Raw genomic sequence first — 26201 nt, forward strand, 5'->3', positions numbered from 1 at the left:
TTGATGAAAAATGCGCTTTCAGCTATCCCAGTAAGTGGGCCACGTCTCCCCAACGAGACGCGTGCTATCTGAGAGGATAGAAACAACATGACGACGATTGCGAAGCCGGCAGTTCGCCCGGCTAATCCTAATTTTTCATCCGGTCCCTGTGCAAAACGTCCCGGCTGGTCGCTGAATGCGCTGGTCGATGCGGCGCTTGGCCGTTCGCACCGTGCGAAAATCGGCAAGACAAAGCTCAAAGAGGCCATTGATCTTACCCGCGAAGTGCTGCAGGTGCCTGCCGATTACCGTATCGGTATCGTGCCTGCTTCCGACACCGGCGCTGTCGAGATGGCGCTGTGGTCCATGCTCGGCGCACGCGGCGTCGATATGGTCGCGTGGGAAAGCTTCGGTTCGGGCTGGGTCACGGATGTGACCAAACAGCTCAAGCTCGAAGATGTTCGCACCTTCGACGCGCCTTATGGTGAGATTGTCGATTTTTCGCAGGTCGATTTCGACCGCGATGTGGTCTTCACCTGGAACGGCACCACGTCCGGTGCGCGCGTCCCGAATGGCGATTTCATTCCGGCAGACCGCAAGGGCCTGACCTTCTGCGATGCAACATCTGCCGCTTTCGCGCAACGCCTCGATTTTCCGAAACTCGACGTCGTAACCTTCTCCTGGCAGAAGGTTCTGGGCGGTGAGGGTGCACACGGCATCCTGATCCTCAGCCCGCGTGCTGTCGAACGTCTGGAAAGCTACAAGCCTGCTTGGCCGTTGCCGAAGATTTTCCGCATGACCAAGGGCGGCAAGCTGATCGAAGGCATCTTCGTCGGCGAAACCATCAACACGCCGTCCATGCTCTGTGTGGAAGACTATCTCGATGCGCTGAAATGGGCGAAATCGCTCGGCGGTCTCGATGCGCTGGTTGCGCGTGCCGATGCGAATTTTGCAGTTCTCGACGGCTTTGTCGCAAAGACGCCGTGGATTGCCAATCTGGCGGTGAAGCCGGAAACGCGCTCGAACACCTCCGTCTGCCTTACGATTGTCGATCCGGAAGTGACGGCCTTGTCTGCCGACGAGCAGGCCGCTTTCGCCAAGGGCATTGTCACTGCGCTCGACAAGGAGGGCGTTGCCTATGACATCGGCGCTTATCGCGATGCACCTTCGGGTCTGCGCATCTGGGCCGGTGCCACGGTGGAAACTTCCGATCTGGAAGCGCTGACGCATTGGCTGGATTGGGCTTTTGCAACGCAAAAGGCTGCGCTGAAAGCTGCTGCCTGAGCATTTCGTGCATGACGCCGTGGTCCGCGTTGGGGCGGCCACGGTCCGCATCCCCCATTATTCATAGCATTTCCTGAAGCAGATCGGTCTGTGTTTACGGGAAATGTTTGGTCTGAAAATGTTTGAAGGAGGCCTCCATGGCACCTCGCGTTCTCGTATCCGATAAGCTTTCGCCCACTGCCGTCCAGATTTTCAAGGATCGCGGCGTGGAAGTCGATTACCTGCCTGATCTCGGCAAGGACAAGGAAAAGCTTCTCGAAGTCATCGGCGATTATGATGGTCTGGCGATCCGTTCGGCCACCAAGGTCACGGAAAAGCTGATTGCAGCTGCCAAGAAGCTCAAGGTCGTTGGTCGCGCCGGTATCGGCGTGGACAATGTCGATATTCCGGCGGCTTCGCGCCGCGGTATCATTGTCATGAATACGCCGTTCGGCAACTCGATCACCACTGCCGAACATGCCATTGCGCTGATGTTCGCCGTGGCGCGGCAATTGCCGGAGGCAGACACCTCCACCCGCGCAGGCAAGTGGGAAAAGAACCGCTTCATGGGCGTGGAAATCACCGGCAAGACGCTGGGTGTCGTCGGTTGCGGCAATATCGGTTCGATTGTCGCGACCCGGGCCATCGGCCTGAAGATGCATGTGGTGGCTTTCGATCCGTTCCTGTCCGAATCTCGTGCGCAGGAACTGGGCGTTGAAAAGGTTGAGCTTGACGAACTGCTTGCCCGCGCCGATTTCATCACGCTGCACACGCCATTGACCGACAAGACCCGCAATATCATCAATGCGGAAAACCTTGCCAAGACAAAGCCGGGTGTGCGTATCGTCAATTGCGCCCGCGGTGGCCTGATCGTGGAAAAGGATCTGGTGGCAGCGCTGAAATCCGGCCATGTGGCCGGTGCCGGTATAGACGTTTACGAAACGGAACCGGCGACGGAAAACGAACTTTTTTCGCTGCCCAATGTCGTCTGCACGCCGCATCTCGGTGCATCGACCTCGGAAGCGCAGGAAAATGTTGCGCTTCAGGTGGCCGAACAGATGTCGGACTATCTCGTGAAGGGCGCCGTTTCCAACGCGATCAACATGCCGTCGATCACGGCGGAAGAAGCGCCGCGCCTCAAGCCGTTCGTAAAACTTGCCGATGTGCTTGGCGCTTTCGTCGGTCAGGTCACGGATGAGCCGATCCAGGAAGTGGAAGTGCTGTTCGACGGTTCCACCGCCACGATGAACACGCGCGCATTGTTGAGTGCGGCTCTGGCCGGTCTCATCCGTCCGCAGGTCGCCGACGTCAACATGGTTTCCGCACCGATCATGGTGAAGGAACGCGGCATCATCGTTTCGGAAGTCAAGCGCGACAAGTCCGGTATCTTCGACGGTTATATCAAGCTGACGGTGAAGACCACCTTGCGTGAACGCTCCATCGCCGGAACCTGCTTCTCGGACGGCAAGGCGCGTTTCATCCAGATCAAGGGAATCAATCTCGATGCCGAGGTCGGCCCGCACATGCTTTACGTCACCAACAAGGACGTTCCGGGCATGATCGGCCTGCTTGGCACGATCTGCGGCAAGCACAATATCAACATCGCAAACTTCTCGCTCGGACGTGACCATCCGGGTGGCGATGCGATCGCCATGCTCTATGTGGATGAACAGATTCCACAGGCAGCACTTGACGAACTGACGGCTCAAGAGGCAATCAAGGCGGCAACACCGCTTGAGTTCAACGTCGGAGAAGTTTGAGAAAATGGTTGAAGAGATGGTACAGCCGGAATGGCGGCGCATGCACGAGCAGGATATTGCGGGCGTGACTGCGGTTGCTAATGTTGTCCATCTCGACTTCTTTGAAGATGAGGCGGTCTTCCGGGACCGCTTCAAACTCTATCCGGCGGGCTGCTTCGTGCTCGCCCGTGATACTGAAATCCTTGGTTATGGCATCAGCCATCCGTGGAAGCTCGATACGGTTCCGGCTCTCAACGCCGTTCTGGGCGAACTGCCGGATGATACCAACACCTACTATATCCACGATATCGCGCTTCTGCCTGATGCCCGTTCCAGCGGTGCTGCCACACGTGTCGTGGAACTGATGGCCACGCAAGCCGAACGCGACGGCTTCGTTACCATGTCTCTCGTTGCAGTCAACGGCTCGCAAGGCTTCTGGGAAAAGAAGGGCTTTGTCGTCCGCGATCTTCCGGCGCTTGAGGAAAAGCTCAAGAGCTATTCGGATGATGCACTCTATATGGTCCGCGCCGGCTAGGTCGCGGATATTCCGTTTCTGACGGTCTGCAAATGGCGTGATTTTTCGCTTCCGGTGCTCATGTACATCTCCTGGACGCATAGTCTTGTCCGAAAAATCTGCAACTTTTCGGGACTATGCTTGAATGTACATTCCGCTCCGGGTCTCAAATCCCACCATTTTCGCCACGCAATAAACGGAATCTCAAGCGACCTAAGCGCCCTCCGTTTCCGACGGCTGTTCAAAAATAGCAAATTCTTGCACGAAAGAGTCGCGCAATCCCGTTTCAATCTGTATAGAGACGAGGGATCAGCACCCTGTAGCCTCAACTGGCGATGACCGGGCCGCTTCGATCCTTGGATTTTCAAATAGAAGCCAAGGAGTTTCTTCAATGGCAAATGTGGTTGTCGTCGGATCGCAATGGGGCGATGAGGGCAAGGGTAAGATCGTTGACTGGCTGTCCGAACGCGCCGATGTCATCGTGCGCTACCAGGGTGGTCATAACGCAGGTCATACGCTTGTTATCGACGGCGTCAGCTACAAGCTTTCGCTGCTGCCATCCGGCCTCGTGCGCGGCAAGCTGAGCGTCATTGGCAACGGTGTCGTTGTCGATCCGCATCATTTCGTTGCTGAAACCGAGAAGCTGCGCGCACAAGGTATCGACATCAACCCGGATGTGCTGCGTATTGCTGAAAACGCTCCGCTCATCCTTTCCATCCATCGCGATCTCGACGCCATGCGCGAAGGCTCCAATTCGGGTCTCAAGATCGGCACGACCAAGCGCGGCATTGGCCCAGCCTACGAAGACAAGGTCGGCCGTCGCGCCATCCGCGTGATCGATCTGGCCGAGCCGGAAACGCTGCAGCCAAAGGTCGAACGTCTGCTGGCGCACCACAATCTGCTGCGTCGCGGCATGGGGCTTGAGGAAATTGCGGTCGAAACCATTTTGACCGAACTGACCTCGGTTGCCGATCAGATTCTGCCCTATATCGATCAGGTCTGGCGCGTTCTCGACGAACGTCGCAAGGCGGGCGACCGTATCCTGTTCGAAGGCGCGCAGGGCGCACTGCTCGACAACGACCACGGCACGTATCCGTTCGTGACGTCCTCCAACACGGTTGCCGGTCAGGCTGCCGCCGGTTCGGGCCTCGGCCCGACGGCCATCGGTTATGTGCTTGGCATCACCAAGGCCTATACGACCCGCGTTGGCGAAGGTCCGTTCCCGACCGAGCTGAACGACGAGATCGGCGAATTCCTCGGCACCAAGGGCCATGAATTCGGCGTGGTAACGGGTCGCAAGCGCCGCTGCGGCTGGTTCGATGCCGTCATTGTGCGCCAGACGGTTCGTACTTCCGGTATCACCGGCATTGCGCTCACCAAGCTCGATGTTCTCGATGGTCTGGACGAAATCAAGATCTGCGTCGCCTATGAACTCGACGGCAAGCGCATCGACTATCTGCCGTCCTCCATGGGCGCGCAGGCACGCGTCAAGCCGATCTATGAAACGCTGCCGGGCTGGTCCGAAACGACCGCCGGTGCGCGTTCGTGGAATGATCTTCCGGCGCAGGCTGTCAAATACGTCCGTCACATCGAAGAACTGATCGGTGCGCCGGTGGCGATGCTCTCCACCAGCCCGGAACGCGAGGACACGATCCTCGTCACTGATCCGTTCCACGACTGATTGTTTGCAGTCAATGAGCGATATGTTCGGAGCAGCTTTTCCGGAAGCTGCTCCGATTTTGTTTCGACCGTTGTACAAAGAACGCAATGGGCCGTACAAAGCTTCGCATCAGGGTGAATTTTGCCACTATTTCACCGCATCATTTTGAAAGTCTTCGCTAAATCGTAGCCAGAGACTTTGCTTTCCCTTGATTATTGTGATTATTGGGACATTTATTGCATCCTGTGCTTATTGTTCATCTGGACGGGCGGAAACCGGGTAAGACGGAATGGCGGATTTTGTAGCGGTACTGAAAAAGACGATCGATGCGCAGGCGGACAAATCGCCCGAATTGCGCCAGCGCGTTTACGCGAAAGCGCGCGCAACGATCGAGCAAAAGCTTGTTACGGCAAATGCCTCGCAGGCTGTAGCTGTCCGCCAGCGCAATATTCTCGAAGATGCCATTGCCGAGGTTGAAGCCTTTTATGCGCCGCCAGCCGCCGTACCGGAAGAGCCGGTTGAGGATGCGCTGGAAGATTTCCTGCAGGAGGCGAATCAGGACGCAGCAGAGCGCGCGCAGGCGCATGAAGATGATGACGAACCCGCATTCTCCAGTGCACCGCGCGACGAGCGTCGCGACAATTTCTCCAGTGAAGATGATGACGCACCGGCCTTTGCAGCCGAGCGCAGCGACGACTGGAAACTGGACCGCGCCAAGGAAAAGGCGCAGGCCCGCCGCAGCGAATATATCGAACGCACCTCCAAGAAGGAGCAGCGTTCCTATAAGGGGCTGATTGCAGCTCTGGTCGCCGTTCTGGTTCTCGGCGGTGCTGGCTATGCGGTCTGGGCCAACAAGGACAAGATTCAGGAACTGGCGTCGAGCCTTGGACGCAGCGATGCGCCTGTGACCGGTTCCGATACCGGGACGCATCCCGAAGATTCGACGACTCCGCCAGCCGACACCAACACGGCGACAACGGGTGGCGAGCAGACACCGGAACAGCCGCAGCAGCCTGCAGGCGAACCGAAAATGACGCAGCGGCTGATGCCGGATGGCAGCGAAACCGATAGTGGATCTGCCGGTGCTGCAAACGGAATCGGCGAGGGTACGTCGACCGCTGCTTCCACGCCTGCGCCCGCTGAAACGAATACGCAGAACGGAGCGCAGCCCGGACAGAACCAGACCGTTGCCGTCGGCCAGCAGGCGCTTCTTTATGAAGAACGCGGTGGCGCCGGTTCGGATTCGGTCGAGCGTGGCAATGTGGTCTGGTCGACGATCGAGGAAAGCCCGGAAGACGGCAAGCCTGCTGAACCGGCAGTCCGCGCGACCGTTACAATGCCGACCAGCAAGGTCGAGCTGAAGATGACCATCCGCAAGAATACGGATCAGTCCATCCCGGCGAGCCATCTGATCGAGCTGGTCTTCACCGTGCCAGAAGGGTTTACCGGTGGCGTCGTGGACAATGTACAGCGCATTACCTTCAAGGACACGGAACAGGCGGCAGGCAATCCGCTGATCGCCGTGCCGTCGAAGATCGGCGACAACTTCTTTATCGTGTGGCTGAACGACGCCCGCACGGCGCAGGACACCAATCTTTCACTGATGCGCCGCCTGCAGTGGATCGATATTCCGATCTCCTACCGCAACGGTCGCCGCGCCCTTATCAGCCTTGAAAAGGGCGTGCCGGGCGAGAAGGCGTTCAACGACGTGCTCGGCACGAACTAGTCTTACATATCGAAACAGAAAAAGGCCGCTTTGAGCGGCCTTTTTTATTTTGACGCGAGCCGAGATAGTGCCGGTTACTTCTTTTCAGCGAAAGCCTTGATGGCCTTGGCGATTTCGTTTCGGGCTGCTTCGGCGCTGTCGAAACCGCCCAGTTCAACGACCTTACGGCCTTCCGGCAACTGCTTGTAGACGCGGAAGAAAGCTTCGAGACGCTGCTGTTCGATCTTCGGCAGATCGGTGATTTCCTTGATGTTGTCATAGGTCGGATCGATGTCCGTGGTCGGGACGGCGACGATCTTGTCGTCCTGGTCGCCACCATCGATCATCTTCAGGACGCCGATGGGACGAACCTTGATAATCGCACCCGGAACAATCGGCTCACGCGTATAGATGAGCGCGTCGAGCGGATCGCCGTCGCCAGCAAGCGTGCTGGTGATCGAGCCGTAATTGGCCGGATAGATCACAGGCATGGACTGGTAGCGATCGACGACGATGTGACCGGTCTTGTCATCGATTTCGTATTTGGTGAAGCTGCCTTGCGGGATTTCGATGGCTGTGAAGAACTCCGTCCCGTCCTGTTCCTTCTGCGGATAATCGAGGAAGGAGACATATTCGGAAGCAGATGCGGCGGTGGCAGCGGTAAGCGCAAGAGCTGCGGCGAGCAGGAGCTTTTTCATGGGATGACCTTCGGGCTGGAGCATGTCTCCCGAAAGTGGGAACCGGTTTCGGGACAAGACATGCGTAAAAACAAAAGGCTGGAGCGGTTCCGACGAATCCGTTTCAACTGGCCCGCTCCAGGGTGAAACACACCCTCGTCCCTAAAGCCAATCCATTACAGTTGTTTGACGGTTTTATATTGCTTGGATGACAGTTTCCGTGAGGAACCGCCTGCGATATTCCGCCGGACTGATCCCGATCTTCTGACGGAAATGATGGCGAAGCGTGTGCGCGCTTCCAAAGCCGACTGAAGCAGCAACATCGTCAATACTTGCCTGTCCCTGAGAGAGCAATTCCCTGGCAGCCGCGATACGCTCCATGGTGAGCCAGTCGCCGGGCGTGGCGCCGGTTGCCTCAGTAAAGCGCCGCAGGAATGTGCGTGGGCTCATCCGGCACGCAGCCGCCATGCGCTCGATTGTCCATTCCGCGGCAAGATCGGCACGCATCCTGTCCAGAACCGGGCTGATTGTGGTGCCTTCGCGCCTTGTGACCGGACGTTCGAGAAACTGTGCCTGTCCACCCGTGCGGTGAGCGGGCATGACCAGCCGCCGGGCAACGGAATTTGCGGCGGCGGCTCCGAAATCCTGTCGAACGATTTCGATGAGGAGGTCTATTCCGGCTGCGCTGCCGGCCGAAGTGAAGATGCGATCATGTTCGCGATAGAGCGACGCATCATCGACATCTATTGCGGGATGTTTGTTACGCAGCGCGTCGGCATAGCGCCAGTGCGTGGTGGCGGTGCCACCGTCGAGCAGTCCCGTCGCAGCCAGGACGAAAGCCCCTGAACAGATGGAGGCGAGGCGCGCTCCGCGCTGGTGCGCGTGTCGCAGCCTTTCGCTGATGGCTTCCGGCACCGGAACGTCTGCACCTTTCCAGCCCGGAATAATGATGATGTCGGCCTCGTCAATGAGATCGGGACCGCCATCGGGCGTGATGACGAACCCGCCATGTGCACGCAACGGGCCGTCTTCAATCGGGCAACTGGCGAAGCGATACCATCCCGGTCCCATTTCCGGGCGGGGCAGGCCAAAGATTTCGGCGACTATGCCGAATTCAAAGGTGCAAAGCCGGTCATAGAGAAGCGCTACGACGAGTGGGCCTTTAAGGTCTGGTATCTGGTTTGTCATTATCTTTACGTATATTGTCAATCACGCCAATTGCAAGTGAATTGGAAAATGGGCGACAATCTTTCCGAAGACAAAGGAGATCGCCCATGGATAGTGTGACAAAGACCGACAGGAAATCAGCCGTAACTGCCATCCCGCCAGCGCCTAGCGCATTGGCGTGGGATCATTTCGCAGCCGAATTCACATTCGAGACGGATTGCTGGGACGTGCACGATGCCTTGTCCAAAGGAGCCGATTTCGTGCTTCTCGACGTGCGTAGCCCTGTGCATTTTGCAGAGGCGCATATTCCGGGCGCAATCAATCTGCCGCACGGCAAGATTATCGCGTCCAAGATGGCGGAATGGTCGCAGGAAACGATTTTCGTCACTTATTGTGCAGGACCGCATTGCAATGGCGCGGCGCGTGGCGCCTTGCGGCTCGCCAATCTCGACCGGCCGGTCAAGATCATGGCGGGCGGGCTGACAGGCTGGATAGATGAAGGATTTGAACTCGCCAAAGGCGAGGGGGCTCAGTAACGCCCAAATAATTCTGCCGCAGAACGGTTGTCCGTCTGCGGCAGAAAGAACTTGTCAGCGTCGGTTTGGTGCCTTGTGACTTTAGGCGTGCGCTTCCTCGACATGGTTCAGCGCCTTCTGCTGCTTGTAGGCAGCGGCCTTCACCGCAGCCTGCACCTTTTCAAACGCACGCACTTCGATCTGGCGCACGCGTTCGCGGCTGATACCGAACTCGCTGGAAAGGTCTTCCAGCGTCATCGGGTCGTCCGAGAGGCGGCGCGCCTCGAAAATGCGGCGTTCACGGTCATTCAGCGTATCCATCGCCTGTTCGAGCATGGAGCGGCGGTTTTCCAGCTCGTCCTGCTCGATCAGAACCTGCTCCTGGCTGCTGCTGTCATCGACCAGCCAGTCCTGCCATTCGCCGGATTCGCCTTCCGAAGCGCGTAGGGGCGCATTCAGCGACGCGTCACCGGACAGACGGCGGTTCATGGAAACCACTTCGTCTTCGCTGACCTTGAGCTTGGTCGCGATCTGCTTGACCTGATCCGGGTTAAGATCGCCATCATCGAGCGCCTGAATCTTGCTCTTCATCTTGCGCAGATTGAAGAACAGGCGCTTCTGATTGGCGGTCGTGCCCATCTTCACAAGGCTCCACGAGCGCAGGATATATTCCTGGATCGAGGCCTTGATCCACCACATGGCATAGGTGGCAAGACGGAAACCGCGTTCAGGTTCGAAACGCTTCACGGCCTGCATGAGGCCGACATTGCCTTCGGAAATTACTTCACCAATCGGCAGGCCGTAGCCGCGATAGCCCATGGCGATCTTGGCCACGAGACGCAGGTGGCTTGTCACCAGCCTGTGGGCGGCCTTGGGATCGGTATGTTCGTGGTAGCGCTTGGCCAGCATGTATTCTTCCTGCGGCTCAAGCATGGGAAAGCGACGAATTTCTTCCAGATAACGGGTAAGGCCACCGTCACCGGACGTGATGCTTGGGAGATTCATCTGGGCCATAGAGCACCCTCCTTTATAATTTCAGGTTCCCGTTTGGCGAACCTGTCGCGGGGGCTGCCTCCTGCACTTCCCTCTCGCGAGCCCTCATATATAGGCATGATTTTGGCGAAAACACGATCCTTTAACTCATGAAACAATCTGTCACTACAATGTGAACGCTGCTCGGGGCCAAAGGTTGCGTGGCTGGAGTATCTTCTGCATTTCCCGAAACACAGAAAATACCCTGTCTTTTTATTTTGCGCGCATCTTGTCCCGAAAACCGGTTCCCACTTTTCGGGATGCGCTTTGGTCTGAAATGAATTGTTTTTTGCGGCAAGAGAGCGGCTTTCACTGCAGCCGCGCCCCCGATCTTGATGATGGAAACAGCCTGTTGTTTATCAGCTATCCATCCTTTCGGCCAACCACGATAGTTGCCAGTATTATATAGAATGCTTCCGGAAATTTTCCAGAAGGTGCTCCATATCTTCCGGTACCGGCGCTTCGAAACGCATCAGTTCCTCCGTGGCCGGATGGGTGAAGGCGAGCAGCCAGGCATGCAGTGCCTGCCGGTGGAAACCGCGCACGGCCTCTTTCAACGGTTCCGGCAGCTTGTTGGCCTTGGTCTTGTAGGCGCTGCCATAGTCCATGTCGCCGACAAGCGGATGGCCGATATGCGCCATGTGCACGCGGATCTGGTGGGTGCGACCGGTCTCAAGGCGGCATTCGACGAGCGAGGCCAGTGCGGTTGCATCTTCAAGGGGGGCGAATTTTTCGACCGTCACATAATGGGTGATGGCGTGTCGGGCATCCTCGCGCTCTTCATTGACCACGGCCTGCTTGGTGCGGTCGCGATGCGAGCGTCCAAGATGTGCATCGATGAAGCCCTGCGGGCGCTCTGTCATGCCCCAGACGAGTGCGAGATAGGCGCGTTCCAGATCGCCGGTGCGGCCATGGTCGGCAAATTGTTCGCTCAAATGCCGATGCGAACGGTCATTCTTGGCCACGACCATGACGCCGCTCGTATCCTTGTCGAGACGATGAACGATGCCGGGGCGGCGAATTCCACCGATGCCCGACAAGCTATCGCCACAATGATATATAAGGGCATTGACGAGTGTTCCCGTCCAGTTGCCGTTGCCTGGGTGAACGACAAGCCCGGCGGGTTTGTTGATCACGATGAGATCATCATCCTCGTAAAGAATATCGAGCGGTATGTTCTCGGCGATCGGTTCGGCTGGTTCCGGCTCAGGCAGTACGATGGCGATTGTCATGCCTTCGCGCAGCTTCTGCTTGGTTTCACGGGCGGGCGCGCCGTCGATGGTCACATGGCCATCGGCAATAAGGGATTGAACGCGGCTGCGCGAGAGTTCCGGCCCCAATGCTGCGGCCAGCCACTGGTCGAGACGCTTGCCTGTGGCGTCGGAGTCGGTCGTAAGCTCTTTCAATCGTGTCTTTCCTTTAAGAGAATGGGCCTCTATGAGAGCGAGCCTGTTTTAACGAAATCGTCAGAACTGCTCTATCTCTTGGTTTTACCGCATTATGCGACGTCAAATGTTTCCATTTGGCTGCAAAATGCTCTATCACGCGCCACACGCCATAACATGGCGAAGTTCGAACCGGAGTCGTTGAATGCAGGATCCACACTATCCGAGATACCAGAATCATCAGGATTCAGGCTATCAGGACTATCAGCAGGGCTATTACCCGGATGAACAGGCTGAGCCCGCGCTTGATCCAGCCATGGAACGTGTGCGCCGCAAAATGATCCGGCTTCTGGCCGTCTCCATCGGTGTCATGCTGATCGGTCTTATGGCCGTGCTTGTCGCCGTTGTCTACAAGATCAATCGCGCGCCGGAAACCCCGCCAGCGGAAGAAGCCCGTTCCGATATTCCCGGACAGGCCGCTTCCGCTCCGGTAAAGCCGGAACCGCCGAAGCTGATCGAATCGCAGATCAACCTGACGCCGGGCACCCGTCTTCTCTCGCAAAGCCTTTCCGGCAATGAACTTTCGCTGGAAACCCTGCTGCCGGATGGCGGTACGGAACTCATCATCTATGACTATCGCGAGTCGCGCATCATCGGGCGCATCAAGCTCGGCAATGTCGAATAATACCAAGTCGCGTTGAGTTTGACTCACCGAGACTTGGTTAAGCCCGTGCGGCGATTGAGCATTTTCAGGGCGTGGATAGCGTTAGCATCTTAGCGCCCTGCTATGAAGCGGATAGAGGCTGATCAGGGCGGCATGATTGCCGCCTTGTTTGTTTCTCCCTTCGAGGATTGCACTTTTTCTCTTTGGCGATTATATCAGCGACATGGCTTAAGCGCCCATCGTCTAGCGGTCAGGACGGCGCCCTCTCACGGCGCAAACAGGGGTTCGATTCCCCTTGGGCGTACCATCACTTCTTCCGGAGACAGTATTTTACACTTTCGCGGATGCGCGTTAGGGTCGATCCCGACAAGAGATCAATCAGGCGCGGAGGAACGATGAGCGTTTCAATCAAGACCGGATCGGCGAACCTCATCTGTGATGGTATCGATAAAGGTGCGGTGGAATATAGCGTCGCTATTCCCGATGACGGCGTGGACCTCACAAAGCGCGGCAAGTTCTGGGGCAGCAAGGATGCAATATCCGATGCGATGGGGGCATCGACGGTCGGCCTCCAATCACATGAAGGCGACATCTATCCGGTAGCAGTCGAAGAGCTGGATCGCGACGGAGCAGCGCTCTTTACCGTGCTTGCTCCAGCCGACTGACAATCACTGGCAATGGCTCTGAATAAAGCGGGTACGCACCGATTAGTGCGCAAGCGGGACTGGTGTTTTTCTGCTGTGGTGTCGCTGGCTTTTGGTGCTGCGACGGCACTCATATTCTTCTATATCGTGCTTTTCGGCGTCGGCGATGATGGATATCTTGTCATATTCAGCATCTATACTGCGCCTGTGGCGATAGTCTTCGGCCTTTGGGGTCTGTTTTATCGGCGCAGTTTTGTTGCGTTCATCGCCCTCTTCCTCTGTCTGTCCCCGCTCATCTATCTGAGCATTTTCTGATTTTTCCATGCCCTTCATTCGTGGATTTGGGAGAAGAGTTCCGCAATGGCGGAACTCTAAACAGGGGATCACTTCTTGCGGGGAGGCGGATCAAATTTAGTACATGCGTAATAGCCATTCTTGCATTTCACACACATGCCCATGTCACATTGCTTTGTGCAGTCAGAACCGCTGGTATAATAGCATTGGCCGGACTGCCCGGGTGCTATCAGCAGACTTGCGGTCTTGTATGGTGTCGGCAATTTCGTTTGGTTTTGAGTGATACTGTCGTTGGATTGGGCCATCGCACCGAAAGACGTGAGAGCTGCAATTGCCATTCCAAAGAATAAGATTTTTGCTTTCATGAATTTCTCCATAGTTACCGGATAAGCGTATTTCACAATCCGAAACAGCGCATTCGCAATAGAACGGGAGACAAAAAGTAGCGCTAGATCACAGATGATTACATGAGCGTTTTGGCGGCGAAGTCTGGACGTTACATTCGAAAAATCTGCAATTATCCCGTGTTCGCGGGATATGAATGTTGCGTGTGCTGGTGATAAAGTTAATGCATGTGGAAAAATGGATCGAATATTTATCCTCAAATCCATAATGCTGTCCGGGTGAAAGGTATTCTTTCCGAACCTTTCTCGCCTAGAGATGTGCGCCGGGTTGCTCCAGGCTGGCCTTATTCCAGATACTTCTCGTTCCTTGCCGAAAACTGCACAGACAACCAACCGGAAGGCAACGCGCTTTTCGTGCGGGTGGGCAGGGGACAATACCATCTGAACGACAAGGCTGTCGGGTTCGATTTCGAACGGTTAGTGGATCTTAGTCACTAAAGTACATTCACAGGAATGGGTTGGGGAGATCGCGGTCGGTCCAGTTGCAAAAATTTGCAACTGGCGGTGCGACGGTGCATAATCGGGGCATGAGTGAATCATACAAGAAACCCGATTATGAACAGGAACTGCGCCAGGCAGGTGTCCGCATCACGCGACCACGCCGGATCATCCTGAACATATTGACCGAGACGGAAGATCATCCCGACGCGCTGGAGATTTTTCGCCGCGCGGTCGAGATCGACAGCAGCATCTCGCTTTCGACTGTCTATCGCACGATGAAGCTTCTCGAAGAGCGCGGTGCCATCCACCGGCACGCCTTCGCCGGAGGGCCTTCGCGTTTCGAACAGGCGAGTGGCGCGCATCATGATCACATCATCGATATGGATTCCGGCGATGTGGTGGAATTCCGCTCCGACAAGATCGAAAAACTGCAGGAAGAGATCGCCCGATCGCTCGGTTACGAGATTGTGCATCACCGGCTGGAACTTTATTGCAAAAAAATACGAAACTGACGGAACCAAGTTTCTTCTGCGGCGTTAAGCGCGCATGAAGGTCGTGACCCCGCCCCCACAACGCGGCCTTCAGAGTTCGCCTCAACCTCCCCGCACGAGGCGAGCGGCGAGAATGCCGCGCTAACCGTCAAACGTTATGCAGCTGGCGTTCCGCAAATTCAGAGCAAGCCGCCGTGGTTCAGGCTCAGGTCTGACCATGGCGGCTTTTTTTGTGGCTGTTGAGGAGCTGCCGCCTGATCAGGCGTCGAACTGTTCGGTCGGGATGACGAGCGAATAAACGGCCCCGGTTCCGTCGATACGATAATCGGCGTGACCATTGACGGAGGCGGGGACGATGCGTTGCAGCACCGCGCTGCCGAAGCGCGGATCGTGCTCGAAAACCTCGGGCATCGCCGGATTGGTTTCTTCCCAGCGGAATTCCAGCCTGTCATCGCCGCTGGCGACATGGATGACCTTCGCCGAAATCTTTACCCGGCCATAAGGGATCGAAAGACCGCCGAAGGAGGTCGCATTGACCACCAGCTCATGCAGCGCAAGGCCGACATGCAGTGCGGCACCGGGGAAAAGATAGGGATTGTCGCCATCGATGCTCAGGCGTTCGTCGCTGACGTCGATATATTTTTCGACCTGTGAATGCACGAGATCGCGAAACAGTGCGCCGCGCCAGTTCGAATCGGTCACCAGATCCTGTGAATAGGATAGGGACTGGATGCGTCCGCGGAACTTCAACAGAAAGTCGTCGATGGAATCGGTGAAGCGTGCCGTCTGGCTGGCAATGCTTTGCACGATGGCCAGAAGGTTCTTGGAGCGATGACTGACTTCACGCAAGAGGGTTTTCAGCACCTGCTCGCGTCGCTTCAGTTCGCTGATTTCAATAGCCGTGGTGACAAGGCCCAGTATATTGCCGTTATCGTCACGATCGCAGTCGATGTGAAATTCGATCCAGCGCAGCTTGTCGCCATCATTGATGGCGATCTCCACATTCTGCGCTTCGCCGGTATCCAGCGCCGCGCGCTTCGCGCCGTCGAGTTTGTGCAAGGTGACGGAGAAAATGAAATCGCAGTCACTTCCACCGATTTTCCACTTTTCCTGCCAGTAGAGCGGAATGTTCTCCCCCCAGGAATAGATCAGATCGGGTGTCTGGTAGAGAACGCAGACATTGCTGTTGCGCACGGCCCTCAGCAAGGCTCGCAGCCGGGCTGCGTCAGGTTCCGTTTCTTGCAGGGTAACTTTTGCGCCAGCGGTCATGTCTGCCCCGATTATCCCGCAACCGAATTCAGAGCATTTCCAGCAAAAGTGCGAAGCGGTTTTGCGTAGGAGAATGCGACGAAACAAATATTTGGGTCGCGCATTGGCAAAGCGGCAAAAGCTCCGGAAAAGTTATGCGGAAATTTGCGTGCCATGGCATCCATTTCATCGACTGGTCGGCGGGTCTCGATCGAGTGATCGTCTTGTGATCCTTGAACTGGCCCGAATTCTGGAACCGATAAACCGCCGCATGACGTGATGCGGCGGCGAATTTCATTAAGAAGCAATATAGGCTGGTGAGTCAGAAGGTCAAAAACAGCCTTTGATTTTATATCTGTTACGCCTTGCGGATCGCCGAAGCGATGAGCGAAATAACGAGCAGAGCAAGGAACACGAAGAACAGAATCTGCGCTATACCGGCTGACGCACCAGCGATGCCGCCGAAACCGAGCGCACCTGCTACGAGTGCCACCACAAGAAATACGAGCGCATAATAAAGCATGTCCGGTCTCCTTTTTATTGTGTGAAGGAGAAACGACATCCAGGCCAGGTTGGTTCCGTGCTTCCGGGGAAATTAAGGCGCTCACAACTCTAAATACTCATGTCAGGACCTAAGGCGGTGTGATTTGGCGGTGTATTGAAGCGCCAACATTAAACTCCCGAAAGCTGTCGCTTTTCGGGAGTTTATGACCTTTGGATTTAAGCTGCGACCTGCGAGGCTTCTTCGAAGAAGAGTGCCTGGCTGATCAGCGCCTTCACCATATCCGGATTGAACGGCTTGGTGACGAGGAAGGTCGGTTCCGGGCGCTCGCCCGTCAGCAGACGTTCCGGGAAAGCGGTGATGAAAATGACCGGGATCGTGTCGTTCTGCAGGATTTCATTCACTGCATCGATGCCCGAGCTTCCATCGGCCAGCTGGATATCAGCCAGAACCATACGCGGCTTTTCCTGTTTGTAGAGCGCCAGGGCCTCATCCTTGGTGCGCGCAATGCCGACGACTTCATGGCCGAGACTTTCTACCATCTGCTCGATATCCATCGCGATCAGCGGTTCGTCCTCGATAATCATGATGCGCGTTGCCACCTGACGCGAAATCTCGGTCGATGCAGCCGAGAGAACACGGCTCAGTTCAACATCGTCCAGTTCGAGAATTTCGGCGGCTTCCTTGTCGGAAAAACCTTCCACCGCCACAAGCAGGAATGCCTGTCGCGGAAGGGGCGCGATATGCGAAAGATTTCTTGCAGCCTGCTGTTCCCATGCAAATTCCGATGCTGGTTCCGGTACGCGAACCGAGGCCGTCTTATAAAGATCGCAGAAAAGGCGATAGAGGCCGATCCGGTCGGACGAGGCGTCCGGAAAAATGCTCACATCGGCAATCAGGGCTTCAAGGGCAGCCGCAACATAAGCGTCGCCGGAAGCCTGGGAGCCGGTAAGAGCACGAGAAAAACGACGGAGATAGGGAAGATGCGGCGCGATACGCGTCGATAACGTCATGGTATTGGAACTCCTCAACTGCCGCTTTCGTTCATTGAATGCACATTGGCGGACACGGTTCTAGAACCCTCCCGCCCATGCTTTGAGCGCAGCATTATGGTACTCTAAACGGGGCGTTTTGAAAAAAGTTCCGAGATTGGGAGATATATTAGGGAACTTTTTGGTAAGCCGCGCATTTCCCGGACAAGCAGGGGCTTAGATTAATAGGGTAGGGCATTTAGCCCGGAACGATCAAGATATGGCAGAAAAAGAGAACCTTCACATGAACGGAGCCGGGGTCAGGTCGTCTCGTCGCGTTCAGAAGGATATACTAGGACCAAATTGTGAAGTCGGATTGAAACTAAAGGCACTGTACACCTCGATACAGGATGAGACGATCCCGGATCGCTTCCTCGATCTTCTCCAAAAACTCGATCAGGCTGAACAGGAGAGTATGCGTGAACACAGCACCCGGTCCGTCGGTTGAGAGTAATGCACAGTTCAAGCGAGAGCTTCTGTCATCGCTGCCGAGCCTGCGCGCCTTTGCGGTGTCGCTGATTGGACAGCACGACAAGGCGGATGATCTCGTACAAGATACGATCATGAAAGCATGGGCCAAGCAGGAGTCCTTTGAAATGGGGACCAATATGAAGGCTTGGCTTTTCACCATCCTGCGCAATGAATTCTACACGCAGATGCGCAAGCGTGGCCGCGAAGTGCAGGACACGGATGGCGTGTTCAGCGAACAGCTCGCCGTGCATCCTTCGCAATATGGCACGCTTGATCTGCAGGATTTCCGCGCAGCATTAGAGCAATTGCCCGACGATCAGCGCGAAGCGATCATTCTGATCGGCGCTTCGGGCTTTGCCTATGAGGAAGCTGCGGAAATCTGCGGCTGTGCTGTCGGCACGATCAAGAGCCGTGTCAGCCGTGCTCGCACGCGCTTGCAGGAAATCCTCAAGATCGAAGGCGAAGGCGACTACGGTCCGGATGCCGATTCATCGCGGGCGACCTTGAGAAGCTTTGCATAACACTTGATCAATTGCCCCTCTTTCCCATGAAAGGGGGGCTTATCACGCTAAAACCTCAAACCTTCGCCTGTTTTCGCCCACAACGATTGCTTTTTATCCTGCCACTTGTAGGTTAGCAGCTGCTGATATTTCCTGTCGGCAAAGTGATCGTTTGTTTGTGGGTTGCGTTCTTGCCATCAGCCTTGTTGCAAAAACTGCTTCAATCGTCATCGAAGCCGGTTGCGGTTATCGTTTCGCTCGGCCTTGTGCTGCTGTCGGCCATCATGACGTTGTTTCTGTCGTCCGGGGTCAATCATCAGGTCGTCGATATTTCCCGCAATTATGCCTTGCGCCAGCAGGTCGACAAGGTTGCGCGCCTTGCCAGCAATATCGAGATGAGCCGTCGCGGCTATCTTCTGACGCTGGATGAGACTTATCTTGATCTGTATCGCAACACGATTCTGAGCGTCGACAAGACGCTTGCCGACCTCGAAGCCCTGACAGACCAGAGCCCGCTGCAGGATGCGCGGGTTCAGCAGATCCGCGCGCTGGTCGAACGCGAACAGGAAGATGTGCGCGAGACGGTCAATCTTGCCCAGTCGGGTGATGTGGCGGCGGCGGTTGAAAAAGTGCGCGGCGATGAGGGCAAGGTGCTGATGGATCAGCTTGCCAATACAGTCACGCAATTCATCGATGCGGAAGAACAACAGCTTCTTGAACGCAACAAGCGGATCAACCGCATGCGCTACTGGATGACGGCGACGTCTATCGTGGCGCTGGCTTCCGCTGCCATGCTGGCGCTTCTGCTGTTCAGCCGGGTTCAGCGTTATGCGCGGTCGATGTTCGAGGGGCAAACGGCGCTGCGTTCGGAAAAGCAATTGCTGGAACAGCGTGTGCAGGAACGGACCGCCGAGCTTGAGCACGAGCGCCGCATCGCCGAGCGGGAGCGCCAGCGGGTCGAGCTTCTGCTGCAGGACACCAATCATCGCATCGGCAATTCATTGGCCACCGTTTCATCCCTGCTTGGCCTTCAGATGCGGCAGACGCGCAGCGAGGATGCTCGCGCGGCTCTCGCCGCCGCTCGCGATCGCGTCCAGACGGTATCGACAGCGCACCGGCGCTTGCGTCTCGGCGAGGATATGGAATCGGCCCGCGTCGACGATTTTCTCGGAACCGTCATCAACGATATCCGAACCGCTATCGGTCAGGATCGCAAGATCGAATTTTCGACCGATTTCGCGCCGCTTGATCTGAAGGCGCGCGATGTGACGACAATTGGCATCATTCTGGGCGAGCTTGTCACCAACGCGATCAAGCATGCTTTCAAGGGACGTCCGGAAGGGCATATCCGGATCAGCCTGAAGCCGGGTGAAGATGCTATCCCGGTGCTGGTCGTGGAAGATGACGGTGTGGGCTTCGACAAGGACCAGCAGAAATCCGGCGAGAAGAACGGTCTCGGTACGCTGGTGATCGAACAGCTTTGTATGCAGTTCGGCGAAAAGCCCGTCTACTGCAAGACCGATGATGGTGTCGGAACCAGAGTGATTGTCCGCTTGTCGTCGCTAGTGGATTGAATTTGACGTTTGATACCCGTCCGATACGAATCTCGTTTCAAACGTCAAATTCGAAAAATCCACCAGAATCATAAGATTACTAGTGGTCTTTTTGATTCCGACATTTGCTCAGCGCTCATATCCGAGGAATTCAAATGTCGGAATCAGACCACTAGCCGAAGAAGGCGAAATGCCGGTTGGCAAATAAAGCTGGCGGTGAAGGGGAAAACAAAACGCCGGCTTGAAAGCCGGCGTGTTTGCGTTTGCGTGAAGCTATCAGCTCTGCGGCGGGCGCTTTTTCTTGTCAGAAAGCAGCGAGACCAGAGCAATGCCTGCAAGCGGCAGGGCGGCGGCGAGTATGGGCCGTTTGAGGATGGCAGGCACGGTCGCGATTGCTGCCGCTGCTACCATCGCTGATTTGTCCGCCTCCATTTTCTGCTTGCGCTTTTTGGCCTCGGACGCAGCCTGAATTTTCAGGACTGCGAGAATGAGAAGCGCCGCGATCAGCGACAATGCAGCCAGAATGAGAGCCGCCAGCGGCCCGCCATAGTTCTGCGCCAGTGCCAGAAAGGCGGCGACGCAGAAAAAGGTGATCGCGATGATTGCGAAGACGGCGATGGCCGCACCGAAAATCGCTGCACGTTTCGTTTGACCCGCGACGAATTTCAGTTCTTCGCCTGCCATCGCAGACAATAGGGGCATGAGAGCTTTCAGCATGATCCGCCTCAGCGGCGCGAGAGCAGGGCCAGCAAATAGCCGACGCCGAGTGCAGTGGCGAGTGCGGCAATCGGGCGTTCGCGCACCGTTGCCGTCAGCTGGGCTTCAACATCCTGCGCCTTGTTGCGCAAATCGTCGATGGCGTCCTCGCCCTGAATATAAGCGCTCTTGTAGGTTTCCTTCGCGCTGCGTTTTGCGTCGCGGACGGTCTGCGAACCGAGATTGGCAAGTGTTGCCGCAATGGCAGCGATATCTTCCTTCAGCTGCTCGACCTGGGCCTGCAGGTCTTCCGTGCTGGCATCGGTCAGCGCTTCCTCGATCTTTTCTTCGATCTTGCTCGTTTTCGCAGATGCACGCGCCATATCAGCTCTCCTGTTCAGTCTCTGGTTATCGTTTGGATAACGTGCGGCTGGCTTAATGGTTGCATGCCAAGCCATCAGCGGCAACAAGACCGGCCGGTTGTTGCAAGTCATGGTAAATGGCGGGGTAAATGGCGGGAAAGTGCGGAAGCACTACAGATAATGCCTCCGCAAATATCGTGAAGCCTTACTCCGCTTCGCCATGAAGGATCGTGCCTTCCGGGTCCTTCTTGTAGGCTTCGTCCGAATAGGCGGACTGTGCCTGCAGCTGTTCCTTGGTGAACTGCGTGAAGACGTTCAGCTTGTCGTCCTTGCCGGTCGCAACGTCGAGATTGGCGATGGAAACGGCCACCGGCTTGGAATTGATGCCAAGGAAACCGCCCACGTCGACAACGAATGCCTCTGTCTGCCCGTCGGCGGTCATCAGGACATCGCCGACCGTTCCGATCTTCGTTTCATCCGCACCGAAAACCGTGGCTCCGATGAGCTTGTCCGCACTTAGTCCCTCGGAGGGAACCGGCTTCATGCCATCAGGCATGATCCTGTCCGCCTTCTGCGTGGTAATGGTCTTTTCGGCGGCTGGCGGTTCGGCGCGCGGTACGCCATCTGCTTCGAAAGCTGCGCTGCGGTCGAATGCCGGTGCCTTTTCGAGCTGCTCCTTGGTGGCATCCACGATCAGCCAGCGCTTGCCGTCTTCGCGAACCACCCATGACACGTGATCGAAGCCGATTGCGACGTTCTTCTCCCCGACACCGAGAAAGCCGCCGACCCCGATCACCACCGCTTGCGGACTGCCATCGGCACCGAGGATCATGTCATTGACCGTCCCGATATTCGCGGCATCGTTGGATGGGCCGTTATAAACCGCCTGTCCGATGAAGCCCGACACCAGAAGCTGGCCGGGGGATGCCACGAAATATCCGTTCTCGCTGGCAATCGGCTTTTCCTGTTTCTCGTCGGAGAAGATCGGTGAACCACCCTGCGCGAAGGCGGGCAAGGCAATCAGCGCGGCAAGAGCCGTCGAGGCGAGAAGTCTTTTCATGGAAACTCCTGTCGGTAATTAAGGCAAACCGAAGGCGAGAGGCAATCTCACCGTCTACAGGAGAAAAAACGAGGGGAAACGGTTTCCGTTCCGCTCAAAATCTGTGTTATTCAAACGTCAAAATTGTGAAACCCGCGTCTTTTCAGTGGCAAAAATGGGGCAAACAACGCTTTTGAGTTGAAAATTTCTGGCTCAAGCAAGCATCAGGCCAGCATCAGGTAAGCAGCACCGGCCAGCATGATAAAGGCCAGTCCCACATGTGATGGCTTCAGCGAACGCTGTTGTACCGGCAGCGGATCATCATTTCCTGCCATGGCAGTACGGGCCGCATGTTCAAGTGTCTGGATATCCTTGAGCATCATAGGCATGTCCTCCGGATTCCGGCTTGGCCGGAATTGCATTTCCTCCCGAGCACCGGGAATTTGTTCTTAAATCCAATCCTCAAGCGCTGCGGTTAACCATATCAGGTCTGATTTGGCACGAATGTGCAACTGGCAAAAAGCCGAGAGACGAAAAATGTTCGCTAATCCTTGGATTGCAAGACGAAAATGCCCTTAAATTGAAAACATGACTTGCGCCATCATGTTATTGGGAGTTAAGAAGAGGCCCAACAAGCGGCGCGACGGCCTGCATGAGGGTTTAGTCATGTGCTCGCGGATTTGAACAATCAAAAGGCGATCAAAATGACTGGTTTCTGGCGAAAAGGCTTCATGGCTGCGGCGATGGGCATCGGCTTGCTGGGTGCGGCTTCTGCATTGGCCCAGGACGTAACCCCATCGACGAATGCCCCGGCCGCCCCCGCCGCAGAGGCGCCTTCCAGTTCTGCACCAGCCAATACAGCGCCTGTCGCTGCTCCGGCGCCTGCGAACGAACCGGGAGCGTCTGCCCCGGCCGCAACCACACCGGCTACGGCACCTTCGCCTGAATTGATCCAGTCCCAGACAGCTGCGCCTGCTGCTGCACCTGTCGAAAGCGAGAACGGTTTGATCCTCCCGCACGATCTTTCGCCATGGGGCATGTTCATGGCTGCCGACTGGGTCGTGAAGGCCGTGATGATTGGTCTCGCGATCGCTTCGCTTGCCACATGGACGGTCTGGGTCGCCAAGACGCTTGAACTGGCCGGTGCGCGCCGCCGTGCTACCAAGGCATTGAAAGTTATCGGTCATTCGGCAACGCTTGCCGAAGCAGTCCATGCGTTGGACGGTGCAAAGGGACCGGGTGCAGTTTTGGTCCGTGCTGCAGAAGATGAGGTGCGCTTGTCGGGTCCTGCGCTGGCGCGCGCCGGTGGCGAAGGCCTCAAGGAGCGTGTTTCCTCGCGCCTGTCGCGTATCGAGGCCAAGGCCGGACGCCGTCTTTCCAAGGGTACTGGCATTCTTGCGACCATCGGTTCGGTTGCGCCGTTTGTCGGTCTGTTCGGCACGGTCTGGGGCATCATGAATTCGTTCATCAATATCAGCCAGGCGCAGACGACGAACCTCGCCGTCGTGGCGCCGGGTATTGCCGAAGCCTTGCTTGCAACCGCCATCGGTCTCGTCGCAGCTATCCCTGCTGTGGTTATCTACAATGTGTTCGCCCGTTCCATCACCGGCTACCGGTCGCTGCTGGCCGATGCTTCGGCAGGGGTCGAGCGCCTTGTCAGCCGCGATCTCGATTTCAGAACGGCCGGTGTGCGTGAAGGCACGCTGCACGCAGCGGAGTAGGCACCATGGCTGGTAAAGTTCGCGAAGGCGGCGGTGACGATCTCGAGCTGAACCACGAGATCAATGTGACGCCATTCATCGACGTCATGTTGGTTCTGCTCATCATTTTCATGGTGGCAGCGCCTCTGGCGACTGTGGATGTGAAGGTGGATCTGCCTGCCTCGACGGCAGCGCCTGCACCCCGTCCCGACAAGCCGCTTTATGTGACCCTGAAGGACGATCTCAGCATCAGTGTCGGCAATGACACCGTTGCCCGCGAGCGCCTTGGTGTGGCGCTGGACGGTCTGTCCGAAAAAAACAAGGAAGCGCGTATCTTCCTGCGCGCCGACAAGAATGTCGGCTATGGCGAATTGATGCGTGTGATGAATCTTCTGCGGGAAGCCGGTTATCTGAAGATTGCACTGGTCGGTCTTGAAACCGTCGGTGCGGATCAGAGCGGAGCCGCACCTGCCAGTGTGCCTGCGCAACCGGCCCCCACCTCGCAAACTCCCGCAGCGCAGGGAGCAGCGCAATGAACGCACTTCCGCCCGACCATCCTCCTGTAAAGGTGGCTTCGGCTGACACTCATCATCATTCCTTTTGGCATGATGCGGGGCGCTGGCTCGGTGCGGGTATTCTCGTTCTGACCGTTCATGCTGCCGGTGCCTATGCCATCCATATGGCGCAGGAGCAGGATCAGCCTGACGGTTCGCAGGTTGCCGCCATGGTGGTGGAACTTGCGCCGGAGCCGGAAGCGCCGATGGAAGAACAGGTTGCGGAAGAAGCCCAGCCGGAAACGGCTGAAGCACCGCAGGAACAGGCAGAGCCGGAACCGGCCCCGCAGCCAGAACCGGTGCAGGAAGAACCGACACCACCTGAACCGGAAGAGGTGAAACCGCCCGAGCCTGAGCCGGAACCACAGGCCGTTCAGGAACCGGAAGAAGTCATTCCGGATGTGGTCGAGGCAGAAAAGCCCGAAGTGGCTGTTCCGTTGCCGGTCGAAAAGCCGGAAGTGAAACCGGAACCCAAGCCGGAGCCGAAGCCAGAACCGAAAAAGGTTGAGAAGCCGAAACCGGAAAAGCCGAAGCAACCCAAGGTCGAGAAGCCCAAGCCCAAGAAGGCCGAGAAGGCGCCAGAAACCCGTCAGGCTGCTGCGCCGCGCATGGATGCAGATGCGGGCGAGAAGGCTGCTGCGAATCGTCGTGGCGAGAATTCTGCGTCGGCGGGCGTCGCCTCCAACAAATGGCAGGCAAAGATGAATGCGCATATGGCGCGTAACACGCGTTTCATGCAGCGCAAGGCACGCAACGCCAAAGGACGCGTGGTCATCAACTTTGTGATTGATCCGTCTGGCAACGTGCTTTCGGTCAAGCTGGCCGGTTCGTCCGGTAATTCGGAGGTTGATCAGCTTGCACTTGAAGCAGCGCGTCGAGCTTCGCCTGTGCCTGCCCCGCCGGCAGCCATTGCCAAGGCGCGTATGCCAATCACCTTGCCGCTGCTGTTCAAGTAAGCAATGCAGAATGTGTTATCTGAAAGGCCGGTCTGAAAATCAGATCGGCCTTTGTTTTGTCCATGGCAAACTATGGATCGCATTGCCTTTGCCGCCCCACGGTCCTATCGATGGGACATGATGCATCCAGACCAACTTCATATTGATGCCGACCTCGTGCGTGTGCTGATCGCCGACCAGTTCCCACAATATGGTCGCGAGAAGGTGGAGAAGCTGGAGACGACGGGTACGGTCAACGCAATTTTCCGCGTCGGATCGAATATCGCTGCAAGATTTCCCCTACAGGCAACGAACCCGGCTGAATATGCAAAGATATTGCGGAACGAAGCTGCTGCCATGGCGGAATTTGCACAACATTCGCCCGTACCGGCGCCTCAGCCAATGGGCATCGGCCACCCCGCTCGCAACTATCCCATGCCCTGGATGATGCAGAGCTGGATTGAAGGGGATGTTGCCACGCCTGATGGGCTTTCCACTTCCAACAATTTTGCGCTGGATACTGCAAATCTCATTGCTTCACTTCGTCTGACTGATACCAAAGGCCGTTCTTTTTCAGGAACTGGCAGAGGCGGCGATCTGACGGATCATGATGAGTGGATCGAGACCTGTTTCAGGAACAGCGAAGACCTGCTGGATGTAGCGCGCCTTCGCTGGAAATGGGAGCAACTGCGCGCATTGCCATCCAGTGGTGCTGACGTAATGAGCCATTGCGATCTCATTCCGGGAAACCTCCTTGCGCGCGACGGACATTTGGTCGGTGTGCTCGATAACGGTGGCTTCGGACCCGCCGATCCGGCGCTGGACCTTGTCGCAGCCTGGCATCTTTTCGATAGGGAGCGACGCAATATTCTGCGCAGGCATCTTCAATCTGGTGATTTCGAATGGAAACGCGGCGCGGCCTGGGCGTTTCAACAGGCGATGGGGCTGGTCTGGTATTATCGTGTCAGCAATCCGGCCATGAGCATGCTCGGACGAAGCACGCTCTCCCGCATTCTTGATGATTCGGAAATTTGAC

General features: G+C 56.6%; 30 protein-coding genes and 1 tRNA gene. 19 read left to right on the forward strand and 12 right to left on the reverse strand.

Annotation, left to right across the window (positions count from 1 at the left end):
- Nucleotides 1-87: 87 nt before the first annotated feature.
- From FG152_RS20415 to FG152_RS20435, 5 genes are all read left to right on the forward strand, one after another.
- Nucleotides 88-1263, forward strand: coding sequence for a phosphoserine transaminase (locus FG152_RS20415; protein WP_010661363.1), 1176 nt, complete (start codon nt 88-90; stop codon nt 1261-1263).
- Nucleotides 1264-1400: 137 nt separating this feature from the next.
- On the forward strand, nt 1401-3002 hold the full coding sequence (gene serA, locus FG152_RS20420) for a phosphoglycerate dehydrogenase (protein WP_010661362.1): 1602 nt from the start codon (nt 1401-1403) through the stop codon (nt 3000-3002).
- Between the two features lie 4 nt (nt 3003-3006).
- Nucleotides 3007-3516, forward strand: coding sequence for a GNAT family N-acetyltransferase (locus FG152_RS20425; protein ID WP_010661361.1), 510 nt, complete (start codon nt 3007-3009; stop codon nt 3514-3516).
- 370 nt (nt 3517-3886) lie between these two features.
- A complete protein-coding gene (locus FG152_RS20430; protein WP_010661360.1) occupies nt 3887-5176 on the forward strand; it encodes an adenylosuccinate synthase in 1290 nt (429 codons plus the stop codon).
- A 268-nt stretch (nt 5177-5444) separates the two neighbouring features.
- A complete protein-coding gene (locus FG152_RS20435; RefSeq protein WP_010661359.1) occupies nt 5445-6881 on the forward strand; it encodes a hypothetical protein in 1437 nt (478 codons plus the stop codon).
- 74 nt (nt 6882-6955) lie between these two features.
- Here the strand turns inward: FG152_RS20435 and FG152_RS20440 are convergent, their stop codons facing one another.
- Both FG152_RS20440 and ftrA read right to left on the reverse strand, forming a co-directional pair.
- Nucleotides 6956-7558, reverse strand: a complete 603-nt coding sequence (locus FG152_RS20440) for an inorganic diphosphatase (protein WP_029376270.1) — start codon at nt 7556-7558, stop codon at nt 6956-6958.
- Between the two features lie 174 nt (nt 7559-7732).
- Nucleotides 7733-8725, reverse strand: coding sequence for a transcriptional regulator FtrA (gene ftrA, locus FG152_RS20445; RefSeq protein ID WP_010661357.1), 993 nt, complete (start codon nt 8723-8725; stop codon nt 7733-7735).
- Nucleotides 8726-8811: 86 nt separating this feature from the next.
- Between ftrA and FG152_RS20450 the strand changes: the two genes are divergently transcribed.
- The gene (locus FG152_RS20450) at nt 8812-9240 is read left to right on the forward strand and encodes a rhodanese-like domain-containing protein (protein ID WP_010661356.1); all 429 of its coding nucleotides are present in this window, start codon (nt 8812-8814) and stop codon (nt 9238-9240) included.
- Nucleotides 9241-9321: 81 nt separating this feature from the next.
- Here FG152_RS20450 and rpoH read toward each other — a convergent pair whose 3' ends face one another.
- Both rpoH and FG152_RS20460 read right to left on the reverse strand, forming a co-directional pair.
- Nucleotides 9322-10233, reverse strand: a complete 912-nt coding sequence (gene rpoH, locus FG152_RS20455; RefSeq protein ID WP_010661355.1) for an RNA polymerase sigma factor RpoH — start codon at nt 10231-10233, stop codon at nt 9322-9324.
- A 419-nt stretch (nt 10234-10652) separates the two neighbouring features.
- Complete coding sequence (locus FG152_RS20460) at nt 10653-11657, reverse strand: RluA family pseudouridine synthase (protein ID WP_010661354.1); 1005 nt, start codon at nt 11655-11657, stop codon at nt 10653-10655.
- A 184-nt stretch (nt 11658-11841) separates the two neighbouring features.
- On the opposite strand from FG152_RS20460, the gene FG152_RS20465 reads away from it, so the two are divergent.
- The 4 genes from FG152_RS20465 (at nt 11842) to FG152_RS20480 (ending at nt 13259) form a co-directional block, all read left to right on the forward strand.
- Complete coding sequence (locus FG152_RS20465) at nt 11842-12321, forward strand: hypothetical protein (RefSeq protein WP_010661353.1); 480 nt, start codon at nt 11842-11844, stop codon at nt 12319-12321.
- A gap of 211 nt (nt 12322-12532) precedes the next feature.
- A tRNA-Glu gene (locus tag FG152_RS20470) sits at nt 12533-12607 on the forward strand.
- 88 nt (nt 12608-12695) lie between these two features.
- Nucleotides 12696-12965 carry a hypothetical protein gene (locus tag FG152_RS20475; protein WP_010661352.1) on the forward strand — a complete coding sequence of 90 codons (270 nt, stop codon included), beginning with the start codon at nt 12696-12698 and terminating at the stop codon, nt 12963-12965.
- 12 nt (nt 12966-12977) lie between these two features.
- A complete protein-coding gene (locus tag FG152_RS20480; protein ID WP_029929574.1) occupies nt 12978-13259 on the forward strand; it encodes a hypothetical protein in 282 nt (93 codons plus the stop codon).
- 68 nt (nt 13260-13327) lie between these two features.
- Here the strand turns inward: FG152_RS20480 and FG152_RS20485 are convergent, their stop codons facing one another.
- Entirely contained in the window at nt 13328-13603 is a 276-nt protein-coding gene (locus tag FG152_RS20485; RefSeq protein WP_010661350.1) for a hypothetical protein, read from the reverse strand.
- Nucleotides 13604-13810: 207 nt separating this feature from the next.
- Between FG152_RS20485 and FG152_RS20490 the strand changes: the two genes are divergently transcribed.
- Together FG152_RS20490 and FG152_RS20495 are read left to right on the forward strand one after the other, a co-directional pair.
- Nucleotides 13811-14080, forward strand: coding sequence for a hypothetical protein (locus tag FG152_RS20490; protein WP_071634167.1), 270 nt, complete (start codon nt 13811-13813; stop codon nt 14078-14080).
- An 89-nt stretch (nt 14081-14169) separates the two neighbouring features.
- A complete protein-coding gene (locus FG152_RS20495) occupies nt 14170-14595 on the forward strand; it encodes a ferric uptake regulation protein (protein ID WP_010661349.1) in 426 nt (141 codons plus the stop codon).
- A 237-nt stretch (nt 14596-14832) separates the two neighbouring features.
- On the opposite strand, the gene FG152_RS20500 is transcribed toward FG152_RS20495, so the two are convergent.
- From FG152_RS20500 to FG152_RS20510, 3 genes are all read right to left on the reverse strand, one after another.
- Complete coding sequence (locus FG152_RS20500) at nt 14833-15843, reverse strand: sensor histidine kinase (RefSeq protein WP_012091357.1); 1011 nt, start codon at nt 15841-15843, stop codon at nt 14833-14835.
- Nucleotides 15844-16180: 337 nt separating this feature from the next.
- Nucleotides 16181-16345, reverse strand: coding sequence for a DUF1328 domain-containing protein (locus tag FG152_RS20505; RefSeq protein ID WP_006473348.1), 165 nt, complete (start codon nt 16343-16345; stop codon nt 16181-16183).
- Between the two features lie 197 nt (nt 16346-16542).
- Complete coding sequence (locus tag FG152_RS20510; RefSeq protein WP_010661347.1) at nt 16543-17337, reverse strand: response regulator; 795 nt, start codon at nt 17335-17337, stop codon at nt 16543-16545.
- A 238-nt stretch (nt 17338-17575) separates the two neighbouring features.
- On the opposite strand from FG152_RS20510, the gene FG152_RS20515 reads away from it, so the two are divergent.
- From FG152_RS20515 to FG152_RS20525, 3 genes are all read left to right on the forward strand, one after another.
- On the forward strand, nt 17576-17803 hold the full coding sequence (locus tag FG152_RS20515) for a NepR family anti-sigma factor (RefSeq protein ID WP_012091358.1): 228 nt from the start codon (nt 17576-17578) through the stop codon (nt 17801-17803).
- Complete coding sequence (locus tag FG152_RS20520; RefSeq protein WP_010661345.1) at nt 17775-18347, forward strand: RNA polymerase sigma factor; 573 nt, start codon at nt 17775-17777, stop codon at nt 18345-18347. The genes FG152_RS20515 and FG152_RS20520 overlap by 29 nt, the downstream gene beginning before the upstream one ends.
- Before the next feature lie 170 nt (nt 18348-18517).
- On the forward strand, nt 18518-19900 hold the full coding sequence (locus FG152_RS20525) for a sensor histidine kinase (RefSeq protein ID WP_029376267.1): 1383 nt from the start codon (nt 18518-18520) through the stop codon (nt 19898-19900).
- 255 nt (nt 19901-20155) lie between these two features.
- Here the strand turns inward: FG152_RS20525 and FG152_RS20530 are convergent, their stop codons facing one another.
- The 4 genes from FG152_RS20530 to FG152_RS20545 all read right to left on the reverse strand — a co-directional run bounded on the left by FG152_RS20530 (nt 20156) and on the right by FG152_RS20545 (nt 22359).
- The gene (locus FG152_RS20530) at nt 20156-20596 is read right to left on the reverse strand and encodes a hypothetical protein (protein WP_010661343.1); all 441 of its coding nucleotides are present in this window, start codon (nt 20594-20596) and stop codon (nt 20156-20158) included.
- 8 nt (nt 20597-20604) lie between these two features.
- Nucleotides 20605-20958, reverse strand: coding sequence for an ElaB/YgaM/YqjD family protein (locus FG152_RS20535; RefSeq protein ID WP_010661342.1), 354 nt, complete (start codon nt 20956-20958; stop codon nt 20605-20607).
- A 184-nt stretch (nt 20959-21142) separates the two neighbouring features.
- On the reverse strand, nt 21143-21997 hold the full coding sequence (locus tag FG152_RS20540) for a PRC-barrel domain-containing protein (RefSeq protein ID WP_010661341.1): 855 nt from the start codon (nt 21995-21997) through the stop codon (nt 21143-21145).
- Nucleotides 21998-22200: 203 nt separating this feature from the next.
- Nucleotides 22201-22359 carry a hypothetical protein gene (locus tag FG152_RS20545; protein WP_010661340.1) on the reverse strand — a complete coding sequence of 53 codons (159 nt, stop codon included), beginning with the start codon at nt 22357-22359 and terminating at the stop codon, nt 22201-22203.
- A 321-nt stretch (nt 22360-22680) separates the two neighbouring features.
- On the opposite strand from FG152_RS20545, the gene exbB reads away from it, so the two are divergent.
- From exbB to FG152_RS20565, 4 genes are all read left to right on the forward strand, one after another.
- Nucleotides 22681-23697, forward strand: a complete 1017-nt coding sequence (gene exbB, locus FG152_RS20550; protein WP_012091362.1) for a tonB-system energizer ExbB — start codon at nt 22681-22683, stop codon at nt 23695-23697.
- A 5-nt stretch (nt 23698-23702) separates the two neighbouring features.
- Nucleotides 23703-24212 (forward strand): TonB system transport protein ExbD, encoded by a 510-nt coding sequence (exbD, locus tag FG152_RS20555; protein ID WP_010661338.1) that lies wholly within the window; start codon nt 23703-23705, stop codon nt 24210-24212.
- Nucleotides 24209-25186: an energy transducer TonB family protein gene (locus FG152_RS20560; protein WP_010661337.1), complete on the forward strand. Its 978-nt coding sequence runs from the start codon at nt 24209-24211 to the stop codon at nt 25184-25186. Before exbD ends, FG152_RS20560 begins: the two co-directional genes overlap by 4 nt.
- Nucleotides 25187-25303: 117 nt before the next feature.
- Complete coding sequence (locus FG152_RS20565) at nt 25304-26200, forward strand: aminoglycoside phosphotransferase family protein (RefSeq protein ID WP_029376265.1); 897 nt, start codon at nt 25304-25306, stop codon at nt 26198-26200.
- Nucleotide 26201 lies beyond the last annotated feature (1 nt).

Origin of the sequence: Ochrobactrum sp. XJ1, from assembly GCF_024701725.1 — a bacterium.
GTDB classification, from domain to species: domain Bacteria; phylum Pseudomonadota; class Alphaproteobacteria; order Rhizobiales; family Rhizobiaceae; genus Brucella; species Brucella anthropi.